The organism is Pectobacterium araliae (assembly GCF_037076465.1).
In the GTDB taxonomy this organism is placed as follows: domain Bacteria; phylum Pseudomonadota; class Gammaproteobacteria; order Enterobacterales; family Enterobacteriaceae; genus Pectobacterium; species Pectobacterium araliae.
Genome location: NZ_AP028908.1, coordinates 3,784,930 through 3,809,392 on the forward strand (window position 1 = coordinate 3,784,930; position 24,463 = coordinate 3,809,392).

Annotated in this window: 24 protein-coding genes and 1 tRNA gene; 7 read left to right on the forward strand and 18 right to left on the reverse strand. The window is 48.2% G+C overall.

Annotated features, from left to right (window positions below; translation table 11 throughout):
- Positions 1-2: 2 nt before the first annotated feature.
- From ftsL to mraZ, 3 genes are read right to left on the reverse strand one after another with little or no spacing between them, the layout of a single operon-like run.
- Entirely contained in the window at positions 3-320 is a 318-nt protein-coding gene (gene ftsL, locus AACH44_RS17130; protein ID WP_107171044.1) for a cell division protein FtsL, read from the reverse strand.
- Positions 317-1,261 carry a 16S rRNA (cytosine(1402)-N(4))-methyltransferase RsmH gene (gene rsmH / locus AACH44_RS17135; RefSeq protein ID WP_261847100.1) on the reverse strand — a complete coding sequence of 315 codons (945 nt, stop codon included), beginning with the start codon at positions 1,259-1,261 and terminating at the stop codon, positions 317-319. Before rsmH ends, ftsL begins: the two co-directional genes overlap by 4 nt.
- Before the next feature lie 2 nt (positions 1,262-1,263).
- A complete protein-coding gene (gene mraZ / locus AACH44_RS17140; RefSeq protein ID WP_261847101.1) occupies positions 1,264-1,722 on the reverse strand; it encodes a division/cell wall cluster transcriptional repressor MraZ in 459 nt (152 codons plus the stop codon).
- An 890-nt stretch (positions 1,723-2,612) separates the two neighbouring features.
- Here mraZ and AACH44_RS17145 point away from each other — a divergent pair.
- Entirely contained in the window at positions 2,613-3,050 is a 438-nt protein-coding gene (locus AACH44_RS17145; RefSeq protein WP_261847102.1) for an L-alanine exporter AlaE, read from the forward strand.
- 67 nt (positions 3,051-3,117) lie between these two features.
- Here AACH44_RS17145 and cra read toward each other — a convergent pair whose 3' ends face one another.
- The 3 genes from cra to mdh all read right to left on the reverse strand — a co-directional run bounded on the left by cra (position 3,118) and on the right by mdh (position 7,261).
- Positions 3,118-4,122 (reverse strand): catabolite repressor/activator, encoded by a 1,005-nt coding sequence (cra, locus tag AACH44_RS17150; protein ID WP_261847103.1) that lies wholly within the window; start codon positions 4,120-4,122, stop codon positions 3,118-3,120.
- A gap of 283 nt (positions 4,123-4,405) precedes the next feature.
- Positions 4,406-5,794, reverse strand: a complete 1,389-nt coding sequence (gene ltrA, locus AACH44_RS17155; protein WP_338659228.1) for a group II intron reverse transcriptase/maturase — start codon at positions 5,792-5,794, stop codon at positions 4,406-4,408.
- A gap of 528 nt (positions 5,795-6,322) precedes the next feature.
- Positions 6,323-7,261 carry a malate dehydrogenase gene (gene mdh / locus AACH44_RS17160; RefSeq protein ID WP_261849446.1) on the reverse strand — a complete coding sequence of 313 codons (939 nt, stop codon included), beginning with the start codon at positions 7,259-7,261 and terminating at the stop codon, positions 6,323-6,325.
- A 468-nt stretch (positions 7,262-7,729) separates the two neighbouring features.
- Here mdh and argR point away from each other — a divergent pair, with 468 nt between their 5' ends.
- The gene (gene argR, locus AACH44_RS17165) at positions 7,730-8,200 is read left to right on the forward strand and encodes a transcriptional regulator ArgR (protein ID WP_012773258.1); all 471 of its coding nucleotides are present in this window, start codon (positions 7,730-7,732) and stop codon (positions 8,198-8,200) included.
- 68 nt (positions 8,201-8,268) lie between these two features.
- Here the strand turns inward: argR and tsaD are convergent, their stop codons facing one another.
- Positions 8,269-9,282, reverse strand: a complete 1,014-nt coding sequence (gene tsaD, locus AACH44_RS17170; RefSeq protein WP_261849447.1) for a tRNA (adenosine(37)-N6)-threonylcarbamoyltransferase complex transferase subunit TsaD — start codon at positions 9,280-9,282, stop codon at positions 8,269-8,271.
- A gap of 227 nt (positions 9,283-9,509) precedes the next feature.
- Between tsaD and rpsU the strand changes: the two genes are divergently transcribed.
- The 3 genes from rpsU (at position 9,510) to rpoD (ending at position 13,620) form a co-directional block, all read left to right on the forward strand.
- Complete coding sequence (gene rpsU / locus AACH44_RS17175) at positions 9,510-9,725, forward strand: 30S ribosomal protein S21 (RefSeq protein ID WP_001144069.1); 216 nt, start codon at positions 9,510-9,512, stop codon at positions 9,723-9,725.
- Between the two features lie 154 nt (positions 9,726-9,879).
- Entirely contained in the window at positions 9,880-11,634 is a 1,755-nt protein-coding gene (gene dnaG / locus AACH44_RS17180) for a DNA primase (RefSeq protein ID WP_261849448.1), read from the forward strand.
- A gap of 153 nt (positions 11,635-11,787) precedes the next feature.
- Entirely contained in the window at positions 11,788-13,620 is a 1,833-nt protein-coding gene (gene rpoD, locus AACH44_RS17185; RefSeq protein WP_261849449.1) for an RNA polymerase sigma factor RpoD, read from the forward strand.
- 82 nt (positions 13,621-13,702) lie between these two features.
- Here rpoD and mug read toward each other — a convergent pair whose 3' ends face one another.
- Positions 13,703-14,206, reverse strand: coding sequence for a G/U mismatch-specific DNA glycosylase (gene mug / locus AACH44_RS17190; RefSeq protein WP_261849450.1), 504 nt, complete (start codon positions 14,204-14,206; stop codon positions 13,703-13,705).
- 140 nt (positions 14,207-14,346) lie between these two features.
- Between mug and AACH44_RS17195 the strand changes: the two genes are divergently transcribed.
- A tRNA-Ile gene (locus AACH44_RS17195) sits at positions 14,347-14,422 on the forward strand.
- A gap of 315 nt (positions 14,423-14,737) precedes the next feature.
- Here AACH44_RS17195 and AACH44_RS17200 read toward each other — a convergent pair.
- The 9 genes from AACH44_RS17200 to AACH44_RS17240 form a co-directional block, all read right to left on the reverse strand.
- Positions 14,738-15,040, reverse strand: a complete 303-nt coding sequence (locus AACH44_RS17200; protein ID WP_338659337.1) for a DUF1889 family protein — start codon at positions 15,038-15,040, stop codon at positions 14,738-14,740.
- 444 nt (positions 15,041-15,484) lie between these two features.
- Positions 15,485-16,066, reverse strand: a complete 582-nt coding sequence (locus AACH44_RS17205; RefSeq protein WP_338659338.1) for a hypothetical protein — start codon at positions 16,064-16,066, stop codon at positions 15,485-15,487.
- A gap of 310 nt (positions 16,067-16,376) precedes the next feature.
- On the reverse strand, positions 16,377-17,021 hold the full coding sequence (locus AACH44_RS17210; RefSeq protein ID WP_338659339.1) for a hypothetical protein: 645 nt from the start codon (positions 17,019-17,021) through the stop codon (positions 16,377-16,379).
- A 53-nt stretch (positions 17,022-17,074) separates the two neighbouring features.
- On the reverse strand, positions 17,075-18,841 hold the full coding sequence (locus tag AACH44_RS17215) for a lytic transglycosylase domain-containing protein (RefSeq protein WP_338659340.1): 1,767 nt from the start codon (positions 18,839-18,841) through the stop codon (positions 17,075-17,077).
- Positions 18,842-19,270 carry a hypothetical protein gene (locus AACH44_RS17220; protein ID WP_338659341.1) on the reverse strand — a complete coding sequence of 143 codons (429 nt, stop codon included), beginning with the start codon at positions 19,268-19,270 and terminating at the stop codon, positions 18,842-18,844. It abuts the gene before it with no gap.
- 14 nt (positions 19,271-19,284) lie between these two features.
- Positions 19,285-19,998: a hypothetical protein gene (locus AACH44_RS17225; protein WP_338659342.1), complete on the reverse strand. Its 714-nt coding sequence runs from the start codon at positions 19,996-19,998 to the stop codon at positions 19,285-19,287.
- A gap of 87 nt (positions 19,999-20,085) precedes the next feature.
- Complete coding sequence (locus AACH44_RS17230) at positions 20,086-20,256, reverse strand: hypothetical protein (RefSeq protein ID WP_005968153.1); 171 nt, start codon at positions 20,254-20,256, stop codon at positions 20,086-20,088.
- 596 nt (positions 20,257-20,852) lie between these two features.
- Positions 20,853-21,173, reverse strand: coding sequence for a hypothetical protein (locus tag AACH44_RS17235; RefSeq protein WP_338659343.1), 321 nt, complete (start codon positions 21,171-21,173; stop codon positions 20,853-20,855).
- Between the two features lie 183 nt (positions 21,174-21,356).
- Entirely contained in the window at positions 21,357-22,388 is a 1,032-nt protein-coding gene (locus tag AACH44_RS17240) for an IS630 family transposase (protein WP_338659344.1), read from the reverse strand.
- Between the two features lie 154 nt (positions 22,389-22,542).
- On the opposite strand from AACH44_RS17240, the gene AACH44_RS17245 reads away from it, so the two are divergent.
- Positions 22,543-23,577 carry an IS110 family transposase gene (locus tag AACH44_RS17245; RefSeq protein WP_261850241.1) on the forward strand — a complete coding sequence of 345 codons (1,035 nt, stop codon included), beginning with the start codon at positions 22,543-22,545 and terminating at the stop codon, positions 23,575-23,577.
- 359 nt (positions 23,578-23,936) lie between these two features.
- Here the strand turns inward: AACH44_RS17245 and AACH44_RS17250 are convergent, their stop codons facing one another.
- Positions 23,937-24,407, reverse strand: coding sequence for a hypothetical protein (locus AACH44_RS17250; protein ID WP_338659345.1), 471 nt, complete (start codon positions 24,405-24,407; stop codon positions 23,937-23,939).
- Positions 24,408-24,463: the final 56 nt, after the last annotated feature.

Sequence of the window (24,463 nt, forward strand, 5' to 3'; positions counted from 1 at the left end):
CATTACTTAACCACAATATTTTCCTGTGACGGATCAACATGCCCCATTTGCAGTTTTTCCGTCGCGATCCGCTCAACGCGGCTATGATCCCCTAATGAGTTTTCCTCCAGGATCAGATTTCGCCATTCGATATCCAGCGCATCACGCTCCAGCAAAAGCCGTTCGCGCTCTGCTGTCAGCAAACGCGTCCGGTGCGCCGTCGTTACGACAAAGACGGCAGAAATCAACACGGCGACCATCAGCAGCACCGGGAGTTTTGCATTACGTAGCAGATCCTCACCGATGACGCCAACCAGCGTATGCCGTTCATTACCGATCATGCTGGCAGTCTCTCAGCAAACCGCAGCACCGAACTGCGCGCACGCGGATTTTCTGCCACTTCTTCTTCCGACGGCATCAGTTTCTTTCCAACAGGCTTTAATGTTTGTCCACCTTGGCTGCGCAGTTGCTCTTCCGTTAGCGGCAGGCCAGCAGGCACCTGTGGGCCACGGCTTTGATGACGGATAAACCGTTTCACAATCCGATCTTCTAACGAATGGAAGCTGATCACCGACAGACGCCCCTGTGGCGCCAGTACGCTCAGCGCACCTTCTAATGCACGTTCGATTTCTTCCAGTTCACTATTGATATAAATGCGGATCGCCTGAAAGCTGCGCGTTGCCGGATGTTTATGCTTTTCCCGTACCGGGCTAGCAGCAGCAATCAATTCTGCCAGTTCTTTTGTCCGCGTCATCGGCTCAGTACGATTACGTTCCACAATGGCGCGCGCAATACGCTTGGCAAAACGTTCTTCACCGAACGTTTTTAAGACCCAAACAATGTCATCAGCTTCCGCTTTCATCAGCCATTCGGCAGCAGACAAACCGCGCGTCGGGTCCATACGCATATCCAGCGGGCCATCGCGCATAAATGAGAACCCACGCTCAGGGTCATCAAGCTGCGGGGAAGAAACACCGAGATCGAGCAAAACGCCATCGATCTGCCCGATCAGCCCGAGTTCCGAGACATAATCCGCCATGGCAGAGAACGGCCCATGAATAATGGAGAAACGCGGATCGTTAATCGCTTTGGCTGCTTCAATGGCCTGAGGATCGCGATCAATAGCTAACAGACGCCCTTCCGGCCCGAGTTGGGAAAGAATGAGGCGGGAGTGACCACCACGGCCAAATGTGCCGTCAATGTATGTGCCGTCGCTGCGAATATTCAGGCCATTTACAGCCTCATCCAACAGGACGGTGGTATGTTTATAATTTTCCAGCATGGCTATAGCGATAGATCCTGCAACCGCTCAGATAAAGGTTCCTGAGTCGATTGTTCAGCGTCAATATCATCCTTGACCTGTTGATACCAAGTCTGTTCATCCCACAGCTCAAACTTGTTGAACTGCCCGACTAGCATCACTTCTTTTTTAAGGTTCGCATGCTGCCTTAACGTATTCGCAATCAACAAACGCCCTGCACTATCCATTTGACACTCGCTGGCATGCCCCAATAACAAACGCTGAACACGGCGCTCCACAGGGTTCATGCTCGACAAGCGAGACAGTTTTTGTTCAATGATTTCCCATTCAGGTAAGGGATAAAGCAGCAGGCATGGCTGATGCAGATCAATGGTGCACACCATTTGACCTTGCGATTCCTCGTTCAGCATTTCCCGGTATCGGGTAGGCACAGCAAGACGCCCTTTACTGTCGAGGTTAACCAGCGTAGCCCCACGAAACATACCTGAGTTACCCCCCCCATCGCCTTTTTCACCACTTTACCCCACAAAATCCCACCTTTAAGAGTGTACGGAGGGTATGAAAACCTTGTCAAGCCAGAGCGGACGCGCTTTGGGATTATTCATGAATGAATTGAGGTCAGCATAGAGGTAAAAGGAATAAGGAGTCAGAATTAACAAAGATTAACATCATGATAATTTGAGAAAAATTCACAACGACGCTGAATTATTGCAAACATATAGCCACCAACTCGGGTATCTCGATTATTTTTACTGTCACACGCTGATACCAAAGACAAAGGTTTTCAGAATAGTCTCATCAGGCCGAACGCCTTGAATACCAAGGATTGAGCGAACCCGCTGGATCATACCGCAGAGGTTAACAGTTGCTCAATGTCACATTTCTAACATCTACATCGTCGATTTTTTATTAATTAGCCAATTTACCCTACGTTAAGTTCTTTCTCCGACAAATTCGGCTTCCTGAAAAGAAAAACAGGTTCAGGAAGCATGACGAATAAATCGTGCGTTTCATACATCCAGAAAAACATTAAAATGGACATCACAAGCGACCCTTTTTTATCGGTCATCCCCTCACTTCCTTTAATACTTCAACACAATTCCCCTTCCTCAGAAATGCCTCGCTCTCCATGAAATACAACTCATTGTTTTTAATTCATTTAAAATTCTTTGTCGCGATAAAAAAACGAGAAATTTACCGGATAGAAATAAAGTAGCGGAAAAGTATAAAAAACATTCGCAAATAAATATTTTTAGCTAGTACTAAGCCAGTCATTCAGTGATGTACACTACACAAATAAAATAAGTCATGACAAAAAACCACCCAACCCTTTAACACCAGTTTATCTGCCCTAAGAATGGAGCATCTCGGTATGTTTTCCCCGACGTCACGATTGCGAAGCGCCACCGCTGATACCTTTGCACTCGTTGTCTACTGTTTCATCATCGGCATGGCGATTGAAATTATGCTTTCTGGGATGAGCGTCGAGCAGTCATTGTCTTCACGTCTGCTATCTATCCCCGTCAATATTGCTATTGCGTGGCCATATGGGCTTTATCGCGATCGCGTGTTGAATATGGCCAAGCGTCACGGTGGTGATTATTTCCTGGTGCGCAGCGTTGCTGACCTGTTTGCGTATGTCAGTTTTCAATCTCCTGTTTATGCTGCGATTCTCTGGGTTATCGGGGCAAGTCCCGCACAAATATTGACCGCAGTCACTAGTAACCTGGTGATATCAATGGTGATGGGTGTAACGTATGGCTACTTTCTGGAATATTGCCGTCGGCTATTCCGGGTCGCACTGCCATAAAATGAATTGAGAGCAGATTAGAGAAGAAGCGCCATAGCAATCTATGGCGCAGAAAGGCAGAGGAAGATTATGCGCGGCTCAATGAGCCACGACGGTACAGATTGCGTCGAATACGATTCAAACCCGGCTTCGGCCTTTTCGGTTCATCCAGACTGGCCAACACCAATTCCAGCACACGCTCTGCAACTTCACGATGGCGCTGGGCGACAGACAATACTGGGCATTCCAGATAATCCAACAGCTCATTATCCCCAAAGGTCGCGATAGCCAGATTATTCGGCAAACGCCCGTTAATCTTCAGGTTAACGTCCATCACCCCCTGCAATAATGGGAATGAGGTAGTGAACAATGCATCAGGCATAGGATTATTATTTAAATAATCCATAAACGCTGCCGCCGCTGCTGCACGCTCATAGCTATTGGAATAAAGATATTTCACTTCACGCGGATCGCTCGCCCACGCCTGCCGAAACCCCTGTTCACGCAGGAAGCTAACAGAAAGCTCAGGTAACGCCCCAAGATAGACTACCGATTTCGCCGGCATTTTCCTTAATTCCTGCGCCAACATTTCAGCATCTTCAAGGTCGGCTCCGACCACGCTGGTGAAGTGTTCACGATCTAACGCTCGATCTAATGCAATAATCGGCAGGCCGCCGTTTATCCAGCGCTGATAAAACGGGTGCTCGGGTGGCAACGCGGTAGAAACGATAATAGCGTCAACTTGCCGCTGTAACAGATGTTCAATACACCGCATCTCGTTATCCGGCTGATCTTCGGAACAGGCGATTAATAACTGATATCCACGCTGTCTGGCCTGGCGCTCTAGATAATTGGCGATGCGTGTATAGCTGGTATTTTCCAGATCGGGAATAACCAGACCAATTGAACGTGTGCGTCCGGCACGTAATCCAGCCGCGACGGCGTTGGGATGATAATTGTGCTCCCTGACGACAGCCATGACTTTCTCAACGGTCTTATCGCTGACGCGATATTGTTTGGCCTTCCCGTTAATGACATAGCTGGCTGTCGTGCGTGAAACACCCGCAAGACGCGCGATTTCATCCAGTTTCACGGTAACCCCTTAGTAGGCCGGAAAATAAGTAGGCCGGCTCAATAAATAGTGCGATGACCATAAAATCATCATGGATATGGCGTAGATCTAACAGCAGAAGCTTTTGTACGGCAACTGCTTTTATCACGTTACCCACATATTTCAAGCCGCCATATCAATAATGGACGTCTTTTAGGCTGAATATATTGCTTTTATAGAAAATAAGGGATCGAGTAGGAGGCGAGATTACTCCCGCCGTCCTCTCACACCACCGTACGTGCGGTTCCGCATACGGCGGTTCATGTTAACTCTGGAACTGCCGTTGCTGCTCCACTAGTGATATCAAGCCGAGTCGTCTGAACTGCGCCGTCTTTATCGCATCATTCATGTGACTCGACCCCGCGTTCCACCACGCTCCTCGCTGGTTACTCGCCGACCTCCACGCTCGCTTTTCACACAAGCCCGCTCGCATTAGCATTCGGGCTCGCGTATACGTTCGTTTCCATTGCCGCCACAGTAGACTGCGCAGTTTACGCCTGACCCAGCCGTCAATCTTCTCCAGAACTCCTTTTACTTCCGTGTATCTGAAGTAGCTCATCCAGCCTCGCAGTATCGGTGTGAGTTCATTGATTACGCCTTTCACTGATTTCGTCGCGTGCCCTGTCGTCAGGCTACGGATCTTCTCCTTCAGCCTCTCGACACTGCTCCCTGCGATCTTCAGTCGGGTCTGTTTGTGCCGTGTCACGCTGTATCCCAGGAACTTACGCTCCCACGGTCGCGCCACCGCACTCTTCTGCTCATTGACCTTTAGCTTCAGTATGTCTCTCAGGTACACCCTGATTGCCCTAAAGATATGCTCGCCTGCTTTGCGACTGCTCACGTAAATGTTGCAGTCATCCGCATAGCGACAGAAGCTGTGACCTCGACGCTCCAGTTCTTTATCCAGTTCATCCAGCAGAATGTTCGACAGTAGCGGCGACAACGGTCCGCCCTGCGGCATTCCCTTACCTCGCTTCTCTGTCTCGCACCCGTTCGTCATTTCCGCTTCAAGGTAGCGACGTATCAGTTTCAACAGCCGTTTATCCCTGACATGCCTCGCCAGACGTGACATCAAAATGTCATGATCCACCCGGTCAAAGAACTTTTCCAGATCCAGATCGACCACCCAGCGTTTCCCGCTTTGTATGTAGCGCTGTGCCTGTTGCACTGCCTGCCACGCATTGCGGTTACTTCTGAACCCGTAACTCGATTCGCAGAAGTGCGGCTCCACGACCGGACTGAGTTGTTGTGCTATCGCCTGCTGGATAAGCCTGTCCACTACCGTCGGGATACCCAGGGTTCTCACGCCGCCGTCCGGCTTTGGGATATCCACTCTGCGTATCGCCTGCGGCTGGTAGGCGCCCGTAATCAATGCCTGCCTGATACTCGCCCAGTTCTGTTTCAGCCACGGCTTCAACTCCGTCACTTTCAGGTTATCTACCCCTGCCGCGCCGTTGTTTTCCACCACGCGCTGATAGGCCAGCATCAGGTTCTCTCTCGTTATCACCGTTTCCATCGTCAACGGCATTTCCGCTTTCGTTTGCCCACCGACCGCCGTGGGGATTTCAGCACCCTCATGCAGCACTGACGGATACTGTCCGTCTCCTCTGCCGCTGGCCGCAGTGCTCTGCGCTTGTGCCTCATTAATTCCCATCGAGTATCGGTGTCCTAATCACGGTTAATCATGTTCAGCCCTTCATGCTGCCAGTTATGCAGCACTACTACGGCTTCGGCTGACTGCTGCACGTTCATCCCGTCGCCTCTCGACGCTCGGTAGCCCTGAAGCAAACGTGCAGCCCTCCCGGGGTAATTCGCGCGACCTTCCTGCTTATGCCTGTCAGCTTTACGTCACAGCGTTCTGTGCAAGTATTGGGCTTTGATGATATTTGCCACCTTACCCCGCTGTGCCGCCTAAACTGCTTCCTGTTCGTCAGGCCAGCATTTTGCCTTCAGCTTCCTTCAGATCCCACCTCGCGGTGGGCACCCTTGCCGTTCGGCTAACACTTCCCCTTGCCGGGTGTGTAGAGGACTTTCACCGCCAAGTCGCCCCTTGACCACTACAGTCAACGGACAGCGCCCGTCAAGGCGCTACGCGCCATGCCCGGCGCACAAAAAGAAAAGCCGGAGATCGGCATCTCCGGCTTTTTACTCTGCGTATTATTAACGCCCAATAATACGCTAATTAGTTCTTGATGAACGTCTCACCTAACTCAATATCCTGCTTCAGCGTATCCAACATGCTGTTAAGTGCGTTTTGCTCAAACGCACTTAATACGCCAATGTCTTTACGCTCAGCGACGCCATCTTTGCCTAACAGAATCGGCTGCGCGAAGAAACGAGCATGTTTGCCATCACTCTCAACGTACGCACATTCCACCACACCGTTTTCACCTTGCAGCGCACGAACCAGAGACAAACCAAAACGCGCAGCAGCCTGACCCATGGACAACGTAGCCGATCCGCCACCTGCTTTGGCTTCAACAACCTCAGTGCCTGCATTCTGGATACGCTTGGTCAGATCGGCCACTTCCTGCTCGCTGAAGCTAATACCAGGAACCTGAGACAGCAGAGGCAGAATCGTCACACCAGAGTGTCCGCCGATAACTGGCACGTTAATATCCTGCGGCTGTTTGCCCTTCAGCTCAGCAACGAACGTGTTGGAACGGATGATATCCAGCGTTGTGACACCGAACAGTCTGTTTTTGTCGTACACGCCAGCTTTTTTCAGCACTTCGGCTGCAATAGCAACGGTCGTATTCACCGGGTTGGTAATAATGCCGATACAGGCTTTCGGGCAAGTAACCGCAATTTGTTCAACCAGATTACGCACAATACCCGCGTTGACGTTGAACAGATCGGAACGATCCATGCCAGGTTTACGTGCCACACCGGCAGAAATCAGCACGATATCTGCGCCAACAAGCGCGGGTTTAGCATCTTCACCGCTATAGCCTTTGATCTTCACTGCTGTAGGAATATGGCTCAGATCGACGGCAACACCCGGCGTGACCGGAGCGATATCGTAAAGGGATAGTTCTGAACCTGAAGGAAGCTGGGTTTTGAGGAGGAGTGCGAGCGCCTGACCGATACCACCTGCTGCTCCGAGAACTGCAACTTTCATCCTAAACTCCTTATTATCATAAAATAAAAAAGTGCCGTGAATTCATTTGGTTATAAACAGAATATAAAAATAGAGATAAAATCAGTCTACTTATCTTTCAACAAATGAACGAGAGACAAAAAATTTGCTATGTCTCTAATAATAAATCAAAAAAGACCGTTCGTTTGAATGGTAAGTAAAATTAATAAGCTATTGAGCTATAACGTGGTGTTAATTCACGTGCGTTTAACCAGTGGGCTACATTACACCGATCAATGGTGTCCAAACAACATCATTCTGATAACATTTGATTTACTTTTATGTGACGCGGGACGCATTTTTCGGACTGCCCGGAGGCTGAATTTTTTTGAAAACAGCGATTAGCGCATATCTGAGGAAACAGACTGGAATTATACGCGATTTAATTGCATAAAAATTCACACAACTGCATAATAGGAGGATTAACCATAACAATTAATCCGGTGCAGAATGCGAAATTCGACAAAACAAGAAGACCTCGTTAAAGCGTTCAAAGCGCTGTTAAAGGAAGAGAAGTTCAGTTCACAAAGTGAAATTGTTCAGGCATTGCAAGACGAAGGTTTTGAAAACATCAACCAATCCAAAGTCTCGCGCATGCTAACGAAATTTGGCGCAGTGCGCACACGCAATGCCAAAATGGAGATGGTATATTGCCTTCCTGCAGAACTCGGTGTCCCTACCACGTCCAGCCCGCTAAAGAATCTGGTGTTGGACGTAGACTACAACGACGCTGTCATTGTGATCCATACCAGCCCGGGTGCCGCGCAGCTCATCGCACGCCTGCTCGACTCATTAGGAAAATCTGAAGGTATTCTGGGCACCATCGCGGGTGATGACACCATCTTCACTACGCCAGCCAGAGGATTCAGCGTCAAACAGCTTTACGAAGCGATTCTGGTGTTATTCGAACAAGAACTGTAATTCGCTCGTCTGCTGCCGCTTTTTACTACGTGTAGACCTGCTACACGTAGTGATTATCGCCCGAACGCTCACACCGCGGGCAATTCAGCCAGTGGCCAGCGTGGCCGAACAGATACGCCAAGCGTCTGGCTCGCACCATGAACCAGACGCACGCTGCCCGCATAGGCAATCATCGCACCGTTATCTGTGCAAAACTCGGGACGCGCATAAAACACTTCACCACCGCGTTTCGCCATCACCTCGCCTAGACGCTGGCGTAATGAACGGTTGGCACTTACGCCCCCCGCCATAACCAGCCGCTTAAAACCGGTATCATCCAACGCACGACGACATTTGATGGCCAGCGTATCCACGACAGCATCCTCAAACGCACGTGCAATATCAGCACGCGTCTGCTCATCATCACCATTGCTACGAATTGTATTAGCAGCAAACGTTTTTAGGCCAGAGAAGCTGAAATCCAACCCCGGCCGATCGGTCATCGGGCGCGGAAACGTAAAGCGATGAGGATCGCCCGCCTGTGCCATTTTCGACAGCATCGGCCCCCCCGGATAGTCCAATCCCAGTAATTTGGCGGTTTTATCAAACGCTTCACCCGCTGCATCGTCAACCGATTCACCCAGCAAACGGTATTCACCAATCCCCGTCACGCTGATGAGCTGCGTATGACCGCCAGACACTAACAACGCAACAAAGGGAAATGCAGGTGGGTTATCTTCCAACATCGGGGCCAGCAAATGCCCTTCCATGTGATGCACAGGAATCGCCGGTACGCCCCAAGCGAAGGCCAGAGCACGGCCGACAGTCGCGCCCACCAATAATGCGCCAACTAAGCCAGGCCCAGCGGTATAAGCCACGCCATCAATATCACCGGCCTGCAACCCAGCTTCACGCAGCGCCGCCTGAATTAACGGAACCGTTTTACGCACGTGGTCACGTGAGGCTAGCTCAGGCACGACGCCACCGTAGTCAGCGTGCAATTTGATCTGGCTGTATAATTGATTGGCGAGCAAACCCGTTGCCGTGTCATAAATGGCCACACCCGTTTCATCACAGGATGTTTCGATACCCAATACGCGCATTACTGTTCCTACCTTGACGACGATACAAGCACGCGTTAAATGCTGCTTGCTTCAAACTGTGGGTAGTCTACCATAAGCGGCCTGATTTCTGCGCTGGCCTTGGTTGCGCGTTTTATGATCACCGCGATGCTTTACAAAGGCGTCACGTTTGCAGTAGAATTCCGCACCATTTTGAAAAGGCTGGCACAAGGCCAGCGGCAAACCGAATTTATTAAGGTGAGAGGCACATGCCGGTAATTAAAGTACGTGAAAACGAGCCGTTCGACGTAGCTCTGCGTCGCTTCAAACGCTCTTGTGAAAAAGCAGGCGTTCTGGCTGAAGTTCGTCGCCGTGAGTTTTATGAAAAACCAACGACCGAACGTAAGCGCGCTAAAGCTTCTGCAGTGAAACGTCACGCGAAGAAATTGGCTCGAGAAAACGCACGCCGCACTCGTCTGTATTAATTTTCAGGAGGGTTTCCCTCCAACGCGTGATTAATCCGCAGACTTAGCAGTTGCATACGTAAGGCCGTGCTTTCCGAAAGGAAGCGCGGCTTGTTGTCGTTTATAAGCTATATCCAATGTAACCACCTTACAGAAGGATATACACCAGGGGCTTATGGCTGGACGAATCCCACGCGTATTTATTAATGACCTGCTGGCTCGCACCGACATCGTCGATCTCATTGACGCGCGCGTCAAACTGAAAAAGCAGGGCAAAAACTACCATGCGTGCTGTCCGTTCCATCACGAGAAAACCCCCTCATTCACTGTAAACGGTGACAAACAGTTCTATCACTGTTTTGGCTGTGGCGCACATGGCAACGCCATAGACTTTTTGATGAATTACGATCGTCTCGAATTCGTTGAAACCATTGAAGAACTAGCTACCCAATACGGCCTCGACGTGCCTTATGAAAGCGGTACAGGCCCAACCCAGTTAGAGCGTCACCAACGGCAAAGTCTGTACAAATTGATGGGACAGCTCAGCGGGTTCTATCAACAAGCGCTAAGCCAATCCGTCGGTACACCAGCGTTACAGTACCTGCAACAGCGCGGTTTAAGCGCAGAAGTGATCAGTCATTTTGCAATTGGCTTCGCCCCGCCCGGCTGGGATAACGTTTTAAAGCGCTTTGGCCGTAATAATGACGACCGCAGTACATTGAACGATGCTGGCATGCTGGTGACTAACGATCAGGGTCGCATGTATGACCGCTTCCGCGAGCGTGTCATGTTCCCTATCCGCGACAAGCGGGGTCGAGTGATCGCCTTTGGCGGACGTGTATTAGGCGACGGTACGCCAAAGTATCTTAACTCGCCGGAAACAGAGATTTTTCATAAAGGTCGCCAGTTATACGGCCTGTATGAAGCGCAGCAGAGCCATACAGACCTCAAACGACTCTTGGTTGTTGAGGGCTATATGGATGTGGTGGCACTGGCGCAGTTTGGTATTGATTATGCGGTGGCGTCGCTGGGGACTTCCACGACCGCCGATCACATTCAGTTACTATTTCGCGCCACAGACCAGGTGGTGTGTTGTTACGACGGAGACCGTGCCGGACGCGAAGCGGCATGGCGCGCGCTGGAAACTGCGCTACCCTATTTGAATGATGGTCGTCAGCTACGCTTTATGTTCCTGCCGGACGGTGAAGACCCCGACACGCTGGTGCGTAAAGAGGGCAAAGCAGCTTTTGAACAGCGCATGGAACACGCTCTACCACTGTCACAGTTCCTGTTCGAGACACTGCAACAGCAGGTGGATATGAGTTCACCCGATGGCCGGACCAAGCTCAGCACGCTGGTGCTGCCGCTGATAGGCCAGGTGCCGGGAGAAACGCTGCGGCTGTATTTACGCCAGCAGCTCGGTAACAAGCTAGGGATTTTGGACGACAGCCAGTTGGACAGACTGCTCCCAAAAGTGGCAGAGCAGACTCAGTCCTACCAGCCGCCGCAACTAAAAGTCACAACTATGCGTATACTTGTAGGACTTTTAGTACAAAACCCAAGACTGGCGACAGAGGTGCCTGACCTCACGCTGGAAGACATTGAAGAAGACAAAGTGGCTGGCTTATCGCTGTTTCAGGATTTGGTAAAAACCTGCAACGCCAGCCCAGGAATGAATATGGGTCTGCTGTTGGAAAAATATCGCGACAGCAAATACCGTAAGCAGCTTGAAACCATGGCGTCATGGAACCATATGATCGTAGAAGAAGAGCTCGACGAGAAGTTCAGAATCAGTCTGGCAGAGCTCTACGATCAGTTATTGAACCAGCGATTAGATATTTTGATAGCCCGTGACAGAACGCATGGGCTCAACGCCAAAGAGAAAAAAGAGCTTTGGTCGTTGCAACTGGCATTGACCAGAAAACACTGAACAGAGGCTTAATTGCCGATAAATAGCAGGGTCGAGCCCTGCAAAGAGCCGCTACAGGGGCTGCGGCGATAATAAAAATACCCCTAATGCTATTGTTAGCGAACTACGCTGACCGACACCAACCCAAATACTCTGAAGTGTGGATACCGTCTTATGGAGCAAAACCCGCAGTCACAGCTGAAACTGCTTGTCACCCGTGGTAAGGAGCAAGGCTACCTGACCTATGCTGAGGTCAATGACCATCTGCCGGAAGATATCATCGACTCGGATCAGATCGAAGATATCATCCAGATGATTAACGACATGGGCATTCAGGTGATGGAAGAAGCCCCAGATGCTGACGATCTGTTGCTGGCCGAAAACACCAATGATGCCGATGAAGATGCGGCAGAGGCTGCTGCGCAGGTTCTATCCAGCGTTGAATCGGAAATTGGTCGTACTACCGATCCGGTTCGCATGTACATGCGTGAAATGGGTACCGTTGAGCTGTTGACGCGTGAAGGCGAGATCGATATCGCCAAACGTATTGAAGACGGTATTAACCAGGTTCAGTGCTCTGTTGCCGAGTATCCTGAAGCCATTACTTACCTGCTGGAACAGTATGACCGTGTCGAAGCGGGCGAAAGCCGCCTGTCCGATCTGATCACCGGCTTCGTCGATCCTAATGCGGAAGAGGACATTGCGCCTACCGCGACTCACGTTGGTTCCGAACTTTCGACCGAAGAAATGGACGATGAGGACGAGGAAGAAGACGAGGAAGAAGAAGACGACAACAGTATCGATCCTGAACTGGCGCGTGAAAAGTTCACCGAACTGCGTGAGCAATATGAAACGACCCGTCAGGTTATCAAAGCCCACGGTCGTAGCCATGCGCTGGCAGCACAGGAAATCCTGAATCTGTCCGAAGTGTTCAAGCAGTTCCGTCTGGTGCCGAAACAGTTCGATTTACTGGTTAACAGCATGCGCTCCATGATGGATCGCGTCCGTACTCAGGAACGTTTGATCATTAAGCTTTGCGTTGAGCAGTGCAAAATGCCGAAGAAAAACTTCGTCACGATGTTCACTGGCAATGAAACCAACAACACCTGGTTTTCCGCAGCCGTCGCAATGGGCAAACCTTGGTCTGAAAAGCTGAATGATGTTGAAGAAGACGTCACCCGTAGCCTGCAAAAGCTACAGCAGATCGAAGAAGAAACCGGTCTGACGATCGAACAAGTTAAAGACATCAACCGCCGTATGTCGATTGGTGAAGCGAAAGCTCGCCGTGCTAAGAAAGAAATGGTGGAAGCCAACTTGCGTCTGGTTATTTCTATCGCGAAGAAATACACCAACCGCGGTTTGCAGTTCCTCGACCTGATTCAGGAAGGCAACATCGGTCTGATGAAAGCGGTAGATAAGTTCGAATATCGCCGTGGTTACAAATTCTCGACGTATGCCACTTGGTGGATCCGTCAGGCGATCACCCGTTCTATCGCCGATCAGGCGCGTACCATCCGTATTCCTGTACACATGATTGAGACGATCAACAAACTGAACCGTATCTCTCGTCAGATGTTGCAGGAAATGGGTCGCGAGCCGACGCCGGAAGAGCTGGCTGAGCGTATGCTGATGCCAGAAGACAAGATCCGTAAAGTGCTGAAAATCGCGAAAGAGCCGATTTCAATGGAAACCCCAATTGGTGATGATGAAGATTCACATCTGGGCGATTTCATCGAAGATACGACGCTGGAGCTGCCGCTGGATTCCGCGACGTCGGAAAGCCTGCGTTCGGCGACACACGACGTATTGGCTGGCCTGACTGCGCGTGAAGCGAAAGTCCTGCGTATGCGTTTCGGTATCGATATGAACACCGACCATACGCTGGAAGAAGTGGGTAAACAGTTTGATGTTACGCGTGAACGTATTCGTCAGATCGAAGCGAAAGCGCTGCGTAAACTGCGCCACCCAAGCCGTTCCGAAGTGCTGCGTAGCTTCCTGGATGATTAATTCATTCCTTAGCTAATCCACACGATAAATAACCTCGGTTCGCCGGGGTTATTTTTTGTCTGTCAGAACCCCCAGATTGGATTTATGCCTTATCCTGCAACGCCAGATGCAGCTCCTGATAAGACGCCACCAGCGATTCCAGCGTCGCACGATTCAGTCCACTAGGATTCGGCAACACCCAAACCTGCGTCTCGCCAATGCGCAACTCCTGACGCCCCCACGAAACCTTCTTGATACCAAACGCCTGACTGAACGCCTGCTTACCCAGCACGGCCAGCGCACGCGGCTGATAGCGCTCCATCTTCTCAACAATCGCATTCCCGCCTTGCAGCAGCTCATCTCGACCCAGCTCGGTTGCCTCGACCGTTGGACGCTCCACCAACATGGTGATACCGCACCCCGTGTCAAGCAGATGCTGTTCTTCCGCAGGTGTCAGCAAGCGTTCAGTAAAGCCTGCTTGATAAATCACTTTCCAGAAGCGATTACTGGGATTAGCAAAGTGGTAGCCGTGATGCGCCGTCGACAGCCCGGGGTTAATGCCGCAGAAAACCACCTGAAGATGCATGGCCAGAATATCGGTAATCATGTCTTTCCCTACTGCCGTTGACTACAGCCATCGTAAATTCTGATAAGAATAACAACAAGCTATCTTGAGTATAAAACCACCACCCGGTAGATAGGCTATAGACCTTCCCCCACACATTACCGTATAATCACCGCCCATTCGGCCCCTTAGCTCAGTGGTTAGAGCAGGCGACTCATAATCGCTTGGTCGCTGGTTCAAGTCCAGCAGGGGCCACCAAACATATCAAGGAGTTACGTTAATAGCGTGACTCCTTTGTTTTTTCGGGGATACTTATGGGATACCTCGTAACAGTAACCGTAGGTATTAAAATGGCTAGGTGACCGAATTGCCGCACTATTACCATGTTTACGGCTGTGGTCTTTAGCATAAATACGGCATGAATTAATAAAAACTCACAACATATTGTTTTTAATTACTTTTATAAGAAATAACAGGCTTTTTTTTATAATATAAATACACTGGTTACTGAACAATAAAAAAAGCACCAGTACGGCACGGTGCTTTTTTGTTAAAACGCTTATTTTGATGAAGTCACTCGATGAGTGCTCGAAGTTCTTCCTGCATATTTTCAGAAAAATAGCCAGGGTGCTTAACTATTACACGACCACCAGAAGCAACTTTATCAGCCCACTCAGCCATCTTCTTCGTAAATCCTGAATCCCATCCATTTTGAACGCCACGAGCATAGATAGCGTCAGCACTGATAGGGTTATCCACACCTTTAAGGTATTTGAACATCTCTTTGGCACGGCTTTCATCCATAGGATGTGGAGCTGATGTCGAAGTGTTCATGCTGCTTATATAGTCGAGAGCTTTATCAATGATTGCTGACATCGGATTATCCTTATCTGATTTATTGTTCCGCCCCAGACTAACAAAAAATAGAGCCCAAAAGCACCAGATTGTCAGCATGATGCCGTTGTACGCATAATAACCCTGCCACCTCAACCTAGTGCCCCCCCTTCCTGCTGCATAATGCAACAATGAACTAACACCTACGTTGCAACAATCGTGACGCAACCAACTACCAGGCCAAATCTGAGATAGATTTCAGGGAACGGCCCAACGTCACCTCTCTGTCGCTAAGTTAGTGAGTGGATAGCTTTCTTAGTATCAAAAGTTACCATCTTGATCCCGAATCGTTCCGCCCCATTGCATCGTTTGGTTGTACATTAACTGTTGGAGAATAGTATTGCGGCTTCTGATGATTTTGAGAGCCACTCATAGGCTGTCATGCTAATCAGCAAAGTGCAGGAAAAAACAAGCACTGGTGACTATCTAATTATCTTCGGCCAGAACATAAAGCATTGAAGGGACCACCTCACGTATCGCCGTTGTCTCTGTTTCATCACTCATCAGCATCAGTGTGTAATCCCGGCACTCAAATACCACGTCAGCATTGGATAGCCCAAAGGCTCCACCAGCAATAATCTCCCCAACCTCACACGCTGGCGTTTCGACGATAGACAGGCGATAGCCGCCAAACGTTACTGGCGGGTTATCAGGGCCTTCACTTAAATAGAGGCCTACAGCCTTAGCAGACAGTGCAGCACGTTCATGCCCATCCATGCCAACCGCCTGACCAACACAATCCGCCAGGTGCCGCTTAATCTCAGTGACGCTCATTTCTACCAGATCGTTACCTGCTTTTTTCTTCTTTCTGGCCAGCACAGACTTGCTCTTGGCGTTCTGTGCTCGTGGATCATGACTGTCACGATACCGAGACAGATAAGCGTCACAAGCATCCGAATCAACCTTACCGCTAACCCGCACAGGAAAGCCCGTTTTGCTCTCCCAGTTGTAGAATGCTCGGCGACTCATCCCGGCATGTTCAGCGTACTGGCTTACTGACATCAACATAAAAATATTCTCTCTGACAGGCAGAGTGTGAACCCTTCACACTTGTGCACACTAACATCTGCGAAGGGTTCACACTTTTTAATGAAAAGTGTGAATCAAACTGTGAAGCAAATACTGTTCTATTTCCTCGCTACGCCTTGCCACCAAGTACTTGTAACAATCCCTCAACAAAACTGTGAAGTGTAAAGTGTGAATCAAATTCAAAAGTTGATAGCTAGTGAAACAACGCGGCTCGCAATGCCCGTGCTTTACAAAAGTGCCAGGAAGGACCCATTTTTTTCTAGATGATAACCGTTGTCATTTGTTGCCATCATTTCGCCGTCCTCATCGCTTCCGCTATCGCTTTACTCAACTCACCCGGCATCAATGCTGCCGCCATCGTGTTAGCTCTGTCCATGTAACCTAGGGTTGGGTTGACTTGCAGCGCGTCACCAAAACGAATCAACAGCTTTGGCGCTGGCATCTTCTGTCGAGAACGACGAGAACCATTTTGTGATCGCTTCAGCCGTTTTTTCCCTTTCTTTGTCTTCTTCGCCTTCCTGCGCTGCCATACACCGTTTACGCCACCGACCTCGCCAACAAACACATCTGGCTTGGCTTTCAGTTGCGACATCTTGTTACGCGTCAGGTTGCCGTGTTTGTTCAGCTTAATGTTTTTGGGATTGAGCAATGCCTGACTATTCAGCTTATGAACACCACCGAATTCAAATGGCTCTAAATAGCTGGCAGCAATATCGCGAACAAACACTCTGGCTTTTAAATTGTTTCTATTAGCCCCCACAGACCCTAGCGAATTGACTGTAAACGGGGTAGGGTTTTCCAGATTCCGTTGAAATGCTGTTTTTTGCGACGCCTGAATTTTTCGTGCAACACTCGTCAATGCCTGAGCCGTGGCGAATGGAATCTGTTTCTTTATTCTTTGCAGTTGAGCCGATAACTCTTTCAAGCCAGACATATCACCACCTAAAAGTAATTAAATTTCGTCATTACCCATAATGATTTATGTATTTACGAAAATTGCAGCGGTGTTGTTATTCTCCCGCCATTACCACTGGATAACGTTCGCCGTTCTCCTGTTTTGTTATCAATCATTGATATTTCGATCTGCATTGGGCCATCTTGCAAAGTTTGATTAAGTGTAGATAGCGCTGAGATCAAATCCTTACTGGCATCAGCAACATCACTATTACCTTGAGAGGACTGATTACTGAATATTAATGATGAATTTCGGTTAACGCTGCCATCCATTTCCAAATCACCATCTTGTTGATAGAAATATGATGGCAAGCCCGGCATTGTTTTATGCAGATAATCTCTGGTTTCCTTTGGCGCACGCCCCAAGCCATAATCACGAACCCGCCCAGGTCCCCAGTTATATGCGGCAAGGGCCTTCTTCACATCGCCATCGAACATTTTGAGTAAATCTGACAAGTAGCGTGCTGCGGCCTCACTCGATTTGTGAAAATCCATTCGATCACCTGACGAATTAAGCCCATAATCTCTGCCAGTAGCTGGCATAAACTGGAATGGGCCTTGAGCGCCTTTGGGCGATAACAGATTTTTTCCACGAGAAGATTCAGCATCCCACACATTATCAAGAATACCTGAAGGGAGTTTGTGTTTAGCTTCCAACGTTGAAAGATGTTTTTGTTCTGGTGTATTTCCTAGCGCTCTATCTGTTGGGTTAATTATCTTTTCATGTTGAGACTGCCAACTTTCAGAATATTTACGGTTTAACTTGTCCTGTAAAACATCCCCAGGCCTACCGAGCGCTAATTCAAGCCCTTCTTTGAATGTTAAGGAGTTCTTAAACTCCTCATCACGTCGTGCTCGATGTAAAATATCCTGTTGCTTATCACCATGATAAAAATTATTTTCACTGTCTTTTTCGTACTTTTTACTTTCCTTTAGTGCTTTTGCTGCGGGTGATTCACCACTTCCGCCAAGTAAAGCCTGAGACTTGAGGATTAACCCATCAAACCGAGCACCTATTTGGTTAAGTTGCTGCTTGAACGCTACGGCGTTCTGGATTTCTTTATCACTAAGAATTAGCCCATCACGCTGCGCCTGATCTTTAAGTCGTTTAACCTCATCCGTTGAATTTCTCATCAAACTCAGCAAATCTGGAGATAACCCAAGCTTATTGGCATATAGTGCCTGAAGACCTGGCGGCATGGATTGCATCACTCGGTTCAGATCATCAACTAGCCTCCCAACATCAGCTAGCCCCTCTTTTGTTTTATGTATGTCAATGCCCATTTGCATCAAATTTGACTTAAAAGCGTTGTTACCCCCCCATAAGCCATCAGTTGCTTTTGTGAATAAATCGTTTATTGCCGATTCAGAAGCCTCCCGAGCGCTACCGTTTTCAATCATAGCTCCGGTAAGTTCCTGAAAGGCATGAGCCGTCATGCTGACATTCTTTGCAGTGGTATCAATGCGGTAACCGTAATCTGCAAACTCTTTCAGGTTATTTTTAACAACATTGATAACCGTGGCAGCGCCACCCAGCCCAAGTGTTAACCCCCCCACCATTTTCAGCGGGGGAACCAGATCGCCAACAAACTGGACACTATCTTTGGCGTATCGAGATAAATTCTCGAATTTTCCACCAAGTTCATCAATCTCCTGACGCGAATCATCCCCGCCTAGCTTCAGCTTGTCTCGCGCATTATCCAAGACGGGCTCTAACTTCCGCACAGCCTCTTCAATTCGAGCTATGGAGGCACTAGCCTGTTCATTAGCTGTTAGCTCAAAATCAAATGAATTACTCACTCATATCCCCAATCTCAAAGTAGATATTGAAATAAAATCTTCAGCGGTGAGTGGCTCGACGCATTTCTCCAATGCCACCAGCGCAGCGTTAAAACCAGCACTATATCCATTGGCATCATTATTCAGCGAACTGTAAATAAACGCCGCCATATTACGATCTTCCGTATCCAGACATTCCCAGCCAGGATAAGCCGCAATCATTTTACGTTTGGTGTAATGGCTAAGGTGCCGATGGCTTACTGACAGAATATCGATTGCCTGCTGATAGGGCTTACCCCGTTTAATCAGCTTGAGTGCAAATATGGGGTTACTTTTTGCTTCTTGGCTAACCGCTATCCAATGTGCATTGGAATGCTGTGATTGCCTCTCCTGTTCAGCGGCTAGGCCGCTATCCTGTACCCCAAGATTTAAATGGCTGAACGTTCTCATAAGCACTCATCCAGTTAACGAGGCGGCATATCAATGATCGGCAATCCTGCATCCAGTCGAGATTTAATCTTTGCAGCTTCATTCACTGGATTGGCGGCTTTACCGCTGACTAACCGACTGTCTCCAGGCAAAACAGCACCCGTTGCGCGGAATTGCTGATTGCGACGTGCGGCGGCTTGAGCCAGCGTCTCTTTGTACTCTTCATCGGCCTTACGGCGTGCATTAAGGTTGTCTATCGAGTTAGGATCGGAATCATTTATCATTTGGGTGGAGCGTGCTGCCAGCGCCTGAAGCTCATCATCAGTCAAAGGCTCTTCCATTTTCTTCAACGCTTTTGTGGCACTGTTACGGGCTGCGCTAAAACCGTTTTTATCACCGTTCTGGACAGAGTAAGTCAGCGCTGTCCGTGCCTTTTCTTCATCGTCCTGAAATTCCCAGGTGGGATCGTTCTCTTCCATAAATTTTTGGGTAAATACGGATAATCCCTGCGGTGAAGATACCAGCTTCGCCTTGATTTTCTTGGATGACAATTCAGTCTCTTTCAGCAGGCGAATAGCAAGGATAGGGTTTTCCTTGGCTTCATCAGAAATAGCGACATTATGTTCACGGCTATGCTGACTGGGACGAGCAACCTTAATCGGCTCTTTTTCATCGGCAGATTGAATAACATCATTGCTGTTTGAGCTTTTGGCTTTGGAACCGCCAAAAAGATGTGAAAAATCAAGCATGGATATTTTTCCTTTAGAGACATGTTGACGGTCGTTAATGGCCTCTCTGAATTCGCCAAAAACCAAAAAATTAGAAGCGCTGTGCCGTTACCCCACTATTTTGTTTAACACCTTGTCCATCAGGCGGCGGGCAACTTCATGGATTGACGGTGTGATACCAAGCTCAGAACGCTTACTCTCTTGCTCCCGTAAACGTTGTAGTGCCTCCACTTGTTTCCGTGTAAGCAGTACAGCCTGTGTATTGGGTTTACGATTCATATGATGGCCTTAACTGATTATTTATACAGTTAAATATATTGCAATAAATGCAACAATACAAATTATTATTGCAATTTAAGGGATATAGTTAAGCTCATCATTCCAATGCAAAACGCCAACTTACGGCACTTGCCAGAACGGGAAAGTTAATCAGGGAAGATGTTTTTTGCAGCAAGGGAGGATTGGTGGCGCTGATAAATGCTTCTAAAAGCAGTTCTGGTATTCAGGTTTCCACCAGCACCTTTCAGATAAAGCCGTGTCTTTCAGGTTAGACAGTGGTTAACAGGGTATGCATCTATGCTGTGAGATCGATTTTCTTCTACCGGAGTCTAGGCAATCTTTTCATGCCGTGGTTTCCGTAATGTTTGTAATAAAGCGTGAAACCAGCGTGGAAAAGGGCTAAGGCCGTTTAATTTTTTTCTGCATTTCGCAGGCTACTTCGCGCAGCTTGATTAAACGGCCAAGTTGCGACTCACATCTGAGAGTCACTCTTCAAGATTTACATAAAAATATAAAGAAAAAACCATCAAGAAAGTGGAAAGCATGAGTAAAAACAACCTCCAATAAAATAAACTATCAAATGTCCAGATAGTTATTTAACCGATTGATATCTCTGCAAACCACATCCAATCCTTACCGTTCTCGACCCACTCCGTACCGGAAATAATAATAAGTCCAGTTTCACTATCTTTCACCACTCGGGCTGTTACTGGAATTTCATATCTAACATCATTCAAAGTATTTTTAAGTGCGACCCCCTTAAAAAGGCTACCGTACTTTTTTTTCAAAGATACAGTGTAATTGTCTCCATAATGATTCATATCAAATGAGATACTTTCTTCTTTTACAACAACATCAGTAAATTTTCCTTGCTCACTATTCTCGTAAAAAATAGCTTTTCCATCATTGTATTCCATAATTACCCTCGTTAATTATTTCTCACTCATCCATTCAGCATGTTCAGGCAGCAGACGTCGATACACTTCAGATTGATCCAGAAGAGCATGCAACAGTGTCGGTCATCGTAGAAAAAACCTTATTTAAGAGCCTGACGATAATCTGCTGTATGCATCGTATCTAAATAGCTTTTCATAATACTGCTACACCCTTGCCTTTCCCGGTGCATTTCCAGGGAAAGGCGAAGCAGCCTCCATGAACTGGGCTACGTTCTGCAATAACTGCCACATGTAATGACAGTGATGATTTCGTGTTACCGTTTCATGCAACTTATGCCAGAGCCCTTCTATTCTGTTCAGCCAGGGCGAGTAAGTCGGCAAAAACAGCAGGTTGAACTTCGGATTCTCTGCCAGCCAGCGCTGGGTTTCCTTACTTTTATGAATGATGTAGTTATCTACTATCAGTGTGATAATGCTGGCGTGCCGGTATGTGCGTTTCAGTTTAACCAACAGATTTATAAACAATTTTGATGTCTTCTTTATTCCGCCTATATAGGTCACCTTTCCTGTGTCCGCGTGCAGTGCGCCAGCCAGATAATGTTTCTGATTCTGGCCCGGCGTCACTATCCGTTTTTGGTTACCTTTCTGGCTCCAGTCAGCGCCGATTTTCGGGTTGAGGGCAATATCAACCTCATCCTGATAAAACACGGGATGTTCCGAACTGTTGACAGCCAGCGCGGCCTGAATAGCGGTCATTTTTTCATCGTAATCTGGGTCGGAGAGCTTCAGTGTGGGGGCAGCCCGACGCCAGACAAGACCGGCCATCTTAACCCAGCGATACAGGGTACTTCGTGAGGCATTAATGTTGAAAAAACCATTTATCTCCATGGTCAGCAATTCCAGACTCCAGCGCGAGCGTAGCCATCCGACATCCTGTGGCGAGTAATCAACCAGATGAGATAGCAGCGGCAATACAGGCTCTGGCGACCATTTCGGCGGTCGTCCTGCGGGTCGGCTTTCCAGTCCTTCGGCGCCACTTTGGGTAAACCAGTTTATCCAGCGTCCGACGGTGGAACGAGCAGCCTGAAGGTGTTTAGCCACATCGGAAACGGAGATGCCATCATCAAGCATTAGTAGAGCGGCAAGCCTGCGATAATGGTTCTTGTCGCGTGTCGTCTGCATGGTTTTCTGCATCAATTGACGCTCGTCGGGTTGGATAGGTGTTATGATCGGCATGACTCAGTCCGGTTGGTGATTTGGGATATTCAGCGATTGATCAGATCGCTCAACTTGGACTGAGTTCCCCCCCAAGTGATGTGATGGACGTCCCTCCTCAACATAATCCTGCCACACTTATGTTGAGCCGTCCCATTTATAGAGGAACAACATCATGAACACGATAAAAGTCGTCGGTATCGATCTGGCTAAATCCGTTTTTCAGCTTTGTGTCTGGATGAATGATGGGACCGTTGCCTGGAATCGAAAAGTTTCTCGCAGCAAGCTGTTAGATACTGTTCGTCAATTCCCGCCGGATACACTTATCGCAATGGAAGCTTGTGCAACCTCGCATTACTGGGGGCGGACTTTCCAATCCATGGGATACGCCATCCGGCTCATTCCAACCCAACATGTAAAGGCGTTAACTCGTCATCAGAAAAATGATGCCAATGATGCTCTAGCAATATGTGAGACGGCATTTCGTCCGGGGATTCACTTTGTTGCTGTAAAAACTCTTGAGCAGCAAGATATCAAAGCGCTGCGTTGTGCCCGTCAGTTGATGGTCGAACAGCGCACCGCCGCCGCCAATCAAATTCGTGCTCTGGCCGCTGAGCAGGGCTTCGAGTTCCCGGTTGGGATACACACTTTGCAACAGCGATTACCCGATTTGATTGAAGATGCGGAAAAGCCTGTGTCTCCGGTATTACGCCATTTGCTTTCCACTTTATTGGAAAACATCCACACACTGAATGAATATATTCGTTCAACAGAATATGAAATCGCAGCATTGTGTCAACAGCAACCCCGGTATCGAGCACTGATGACTATACCGGGTGTTGGCCCGCTCATCGCCGCCGCTTTTTTAAGTGAGGTTGATGCAGAACAATTTGCTAACGGAAGACAACTTTCCGCCTGGTGTGGTCTGGTTCCCCGGCAACATAGTTCCGGCGGGAAACACATCCTCACTTCGATGACTAAAAATGGTAACTGCGACCTTCGGACACTCATCATTCATGGAGCCAGAGCGGTCATGCGCTGTGCCCAAAAGCGGGATGACCGTCTTGGAAGATGGCTTAATCATGTCACTGAGCGACGGGGAAAAATGAAAGCCACCGTGGCGCTGGCAAATAAGTTAACACGTATTGTCTGGCGGTTGCTGTCTGAACCGGTTGATTTCAATATGGATAAGGCATTTGCGATGAAGTAATGATTTAGTTCGGCACAAAGTAAAAGATTTCCTGAGTTTGCAGGCACTGATGAGAAAACGGTAAACCAACCCTGTAATAACCTGAAGTAGATCCAGGTAGAAAATACCGGTCAAGTGATAAGGAAACAGGGTGCGGATGACATCATGGCGCGGGAAAATTTTCCCAAAAAGACGCCGGATATATGACAGCAAACCGTATCACGTCAGTACTTGTACGCCACGGGACGTCCATATATGATCTATTATTTCGGAAAGCTATTTAGGCTGGTTAATCCAAACTTCTCTTGGTGTTCCCTAATTTCATCATCAGTTATTGACATATATCACTCCCAAAATGAAAACACACGGTGAAGCCCAGACTAAAAAATAAACTTACCAGCGTCTTTATAGCCCAAAGGCTTTGCTTTAGGCAGCTTCATAAGGGCATCTAAGTTAGATTGCCGGACATAGATATCGAAAATTCTATCACCATGTACCCCCATAATATATTTCCCCGTTTTTCTTTCTATCCAACAACTGGCATGTACCCCAATAAAGGCTTTCACTTTTGATTTTTTAGCCACTGGCTTTGCTGACAGATAGCGCTCATCTTTTTGCTGAGGGTGCTTCTCATGGTTATAATCCCACCAAACTGAAAATCGTAACTCATCACATCCAATGTCAGCCCAATTAATTACAGTTGGTTTGCCATCAATTTCGCAAAGTATGTACTCATGCTTTTGGTTATGATCTTCATGAGAAACACCGTTTAAATCAATTTTGTTTTGCCGTATCGCCTCGTTCAGTGCGGTAACAAGTAAATTTAATAGAGCTTCACGTTTGCTTAACATAGCTACTCCTCAGGCAATAGATGTTGTACTGTTCTATACGTTTGGCAAAGTAAAAA

Bases quoted from the DNA above. Each gene is read 5' to 3' on its own strand.
- AACH44_RS17240 (WP_338659344.1), bottom strand. From the start codon at position 22,388: ATGCCGATCATAACACCTATCCAACCCGACGAGCGTCAATTGATGCAG.
- AACH44_RS17205 (WP_338659338.1), bottom strand. From the start codon at position 16,066: ATGTTGATGTCAGTAAGCCAGTACGCTGAACATGCCGGGATGAGTCGC.
- mug (WP_261849450.1), bottom strand. From the start codon at position 14,206: ATGATTACCGATATTCTGGCCATGCATCTTCAGGTGGTTTTCTGCGGC.
- AACH44_RS17250 (WP_338659345.1), bottom strand. From the start codon at position 24,407: ATGTTAAGCAAACGTGAAGCTCTATTAAATTTACTTGTTACCGCACTG.
- mraZ (WP_261847101.1), bottom strand. From the start codon at position 1,722: ATGTTTCGTGGGGCTACGCTGGTTAACCTCGACAGTAAAGGGCGTCTT.
- AACH44_RS17230 (WP_005968153.1), bottom strand. From the start codon at position 20,256: ATGAATCGTAAACCCAATACACAGGCTGTACTGCTTACACGGAAACAA.
- AACH44_RS17225 (WP_338659342.1), bottom strand. From the start codon at position 19,998: ATGCTTGATTTTTCACATCTTTTTGGCGGTTCCAAAGCCAAAAGCTCA.
- AACH44_RS17200 (WP_338659337.1), bottom strand. From the start codon at position 15,040: ATGTCAGCAATCATTGATAAAGCTCTCGACTATATAAGCAGCATGAAC.
- ltrA (WP_338659228.1), bottom strand. From the start codon at position 5,794: ATGGGAATTAATGAGGCACAAGCGCAGAGCACTGCGGCCAGCGGCAGA.
- rsmH (WP_261847100.1), bottom strand. From the start codon at position 1,261: ATGCTGGAAAATTATAAACATACCACCGTCCTGTTGGATGAGGCTGTA.
- dnaG (WP_261849448.1), top strand. From the start codon at position 9,880: ATGGCTGGACGAATCCCACGCGTATTTATTAATGACCTGCTGGCTCGC.
- AACH44_RS17220 (WP_338659341.1), bottom strand. From the start codon at position 19,270: ATGAGAACGTTCAGCCATTTAAATCTTGGGGTACAGGATAGCGGCCTA.
- AACH44_RS17145 (WP_261847102.1), top strand. From the start codon at position 2,613: ATGTTTTCCCCGACGTCACGATTGCGAAGCGCCACCGCTGATACCTTT.
- ftsL (WP_107171044.1), bottom strand. From the start codon at position 320: ATGATCGGTAATGAACGGCATACGCTGGTTGGCGTCATCGGTGAGGAT.
- tsaD (WP_261849447.1), bottom strand. From the start codon at position 9,282: ATGCGCGTATTGGGTATCGAAACATCCTGTGATGAAACGGGTGTGGCC.
- argR (WP_012773258.1), top strand. From the start codon at position 7,730: ATGCGAAATTCGACAAAACAAGAAGACCTCGTTAAAGCGTTCAAAGCG.
- mdh (WP_261849446.1), bottom strand. From the start codon at position 7,261: ATGAAAGTTGCAGTTCTCGGAGCAGCAGGTGGTATCGGTCAGGCGCTC.
- AACH44_RS17245 (WP_261850241.1), top strand. From the start codon at position 22,543: ATGAACACGATAAAAGTCGTCGGTATCGATCTGGCTAAATCCGTTTTT.
- AACH44_RS17235 (WP_338659343.1), bottom strand. From the start codon at position 21,173: ATGGAATACAATGATGGAAAAGCTATTTTTTACGAGAATAGTGAGCAA.
- rpoD (WP_261849449.1), top strand. From the start codon at position 11,788: ATGGAGCAAAACCCGCAGTCACAGCTGAAACTGCTTGTCACCCGTGGT.
- AACH44_RS17210 (WP_338659339.1), bottom strand. From the start codon at position 17,021: ATGTCTGGCTTGAAAGAGTTATCGGCTCAACTGCAAAGAATAAAGAAA.
- rpsU (WP_001144069.1), top strand. From the start codon at position 9,510: ATGCCGGTAATTAAAGTACGTGAAAACGAGCCGTTCGACGTAGCTCTG.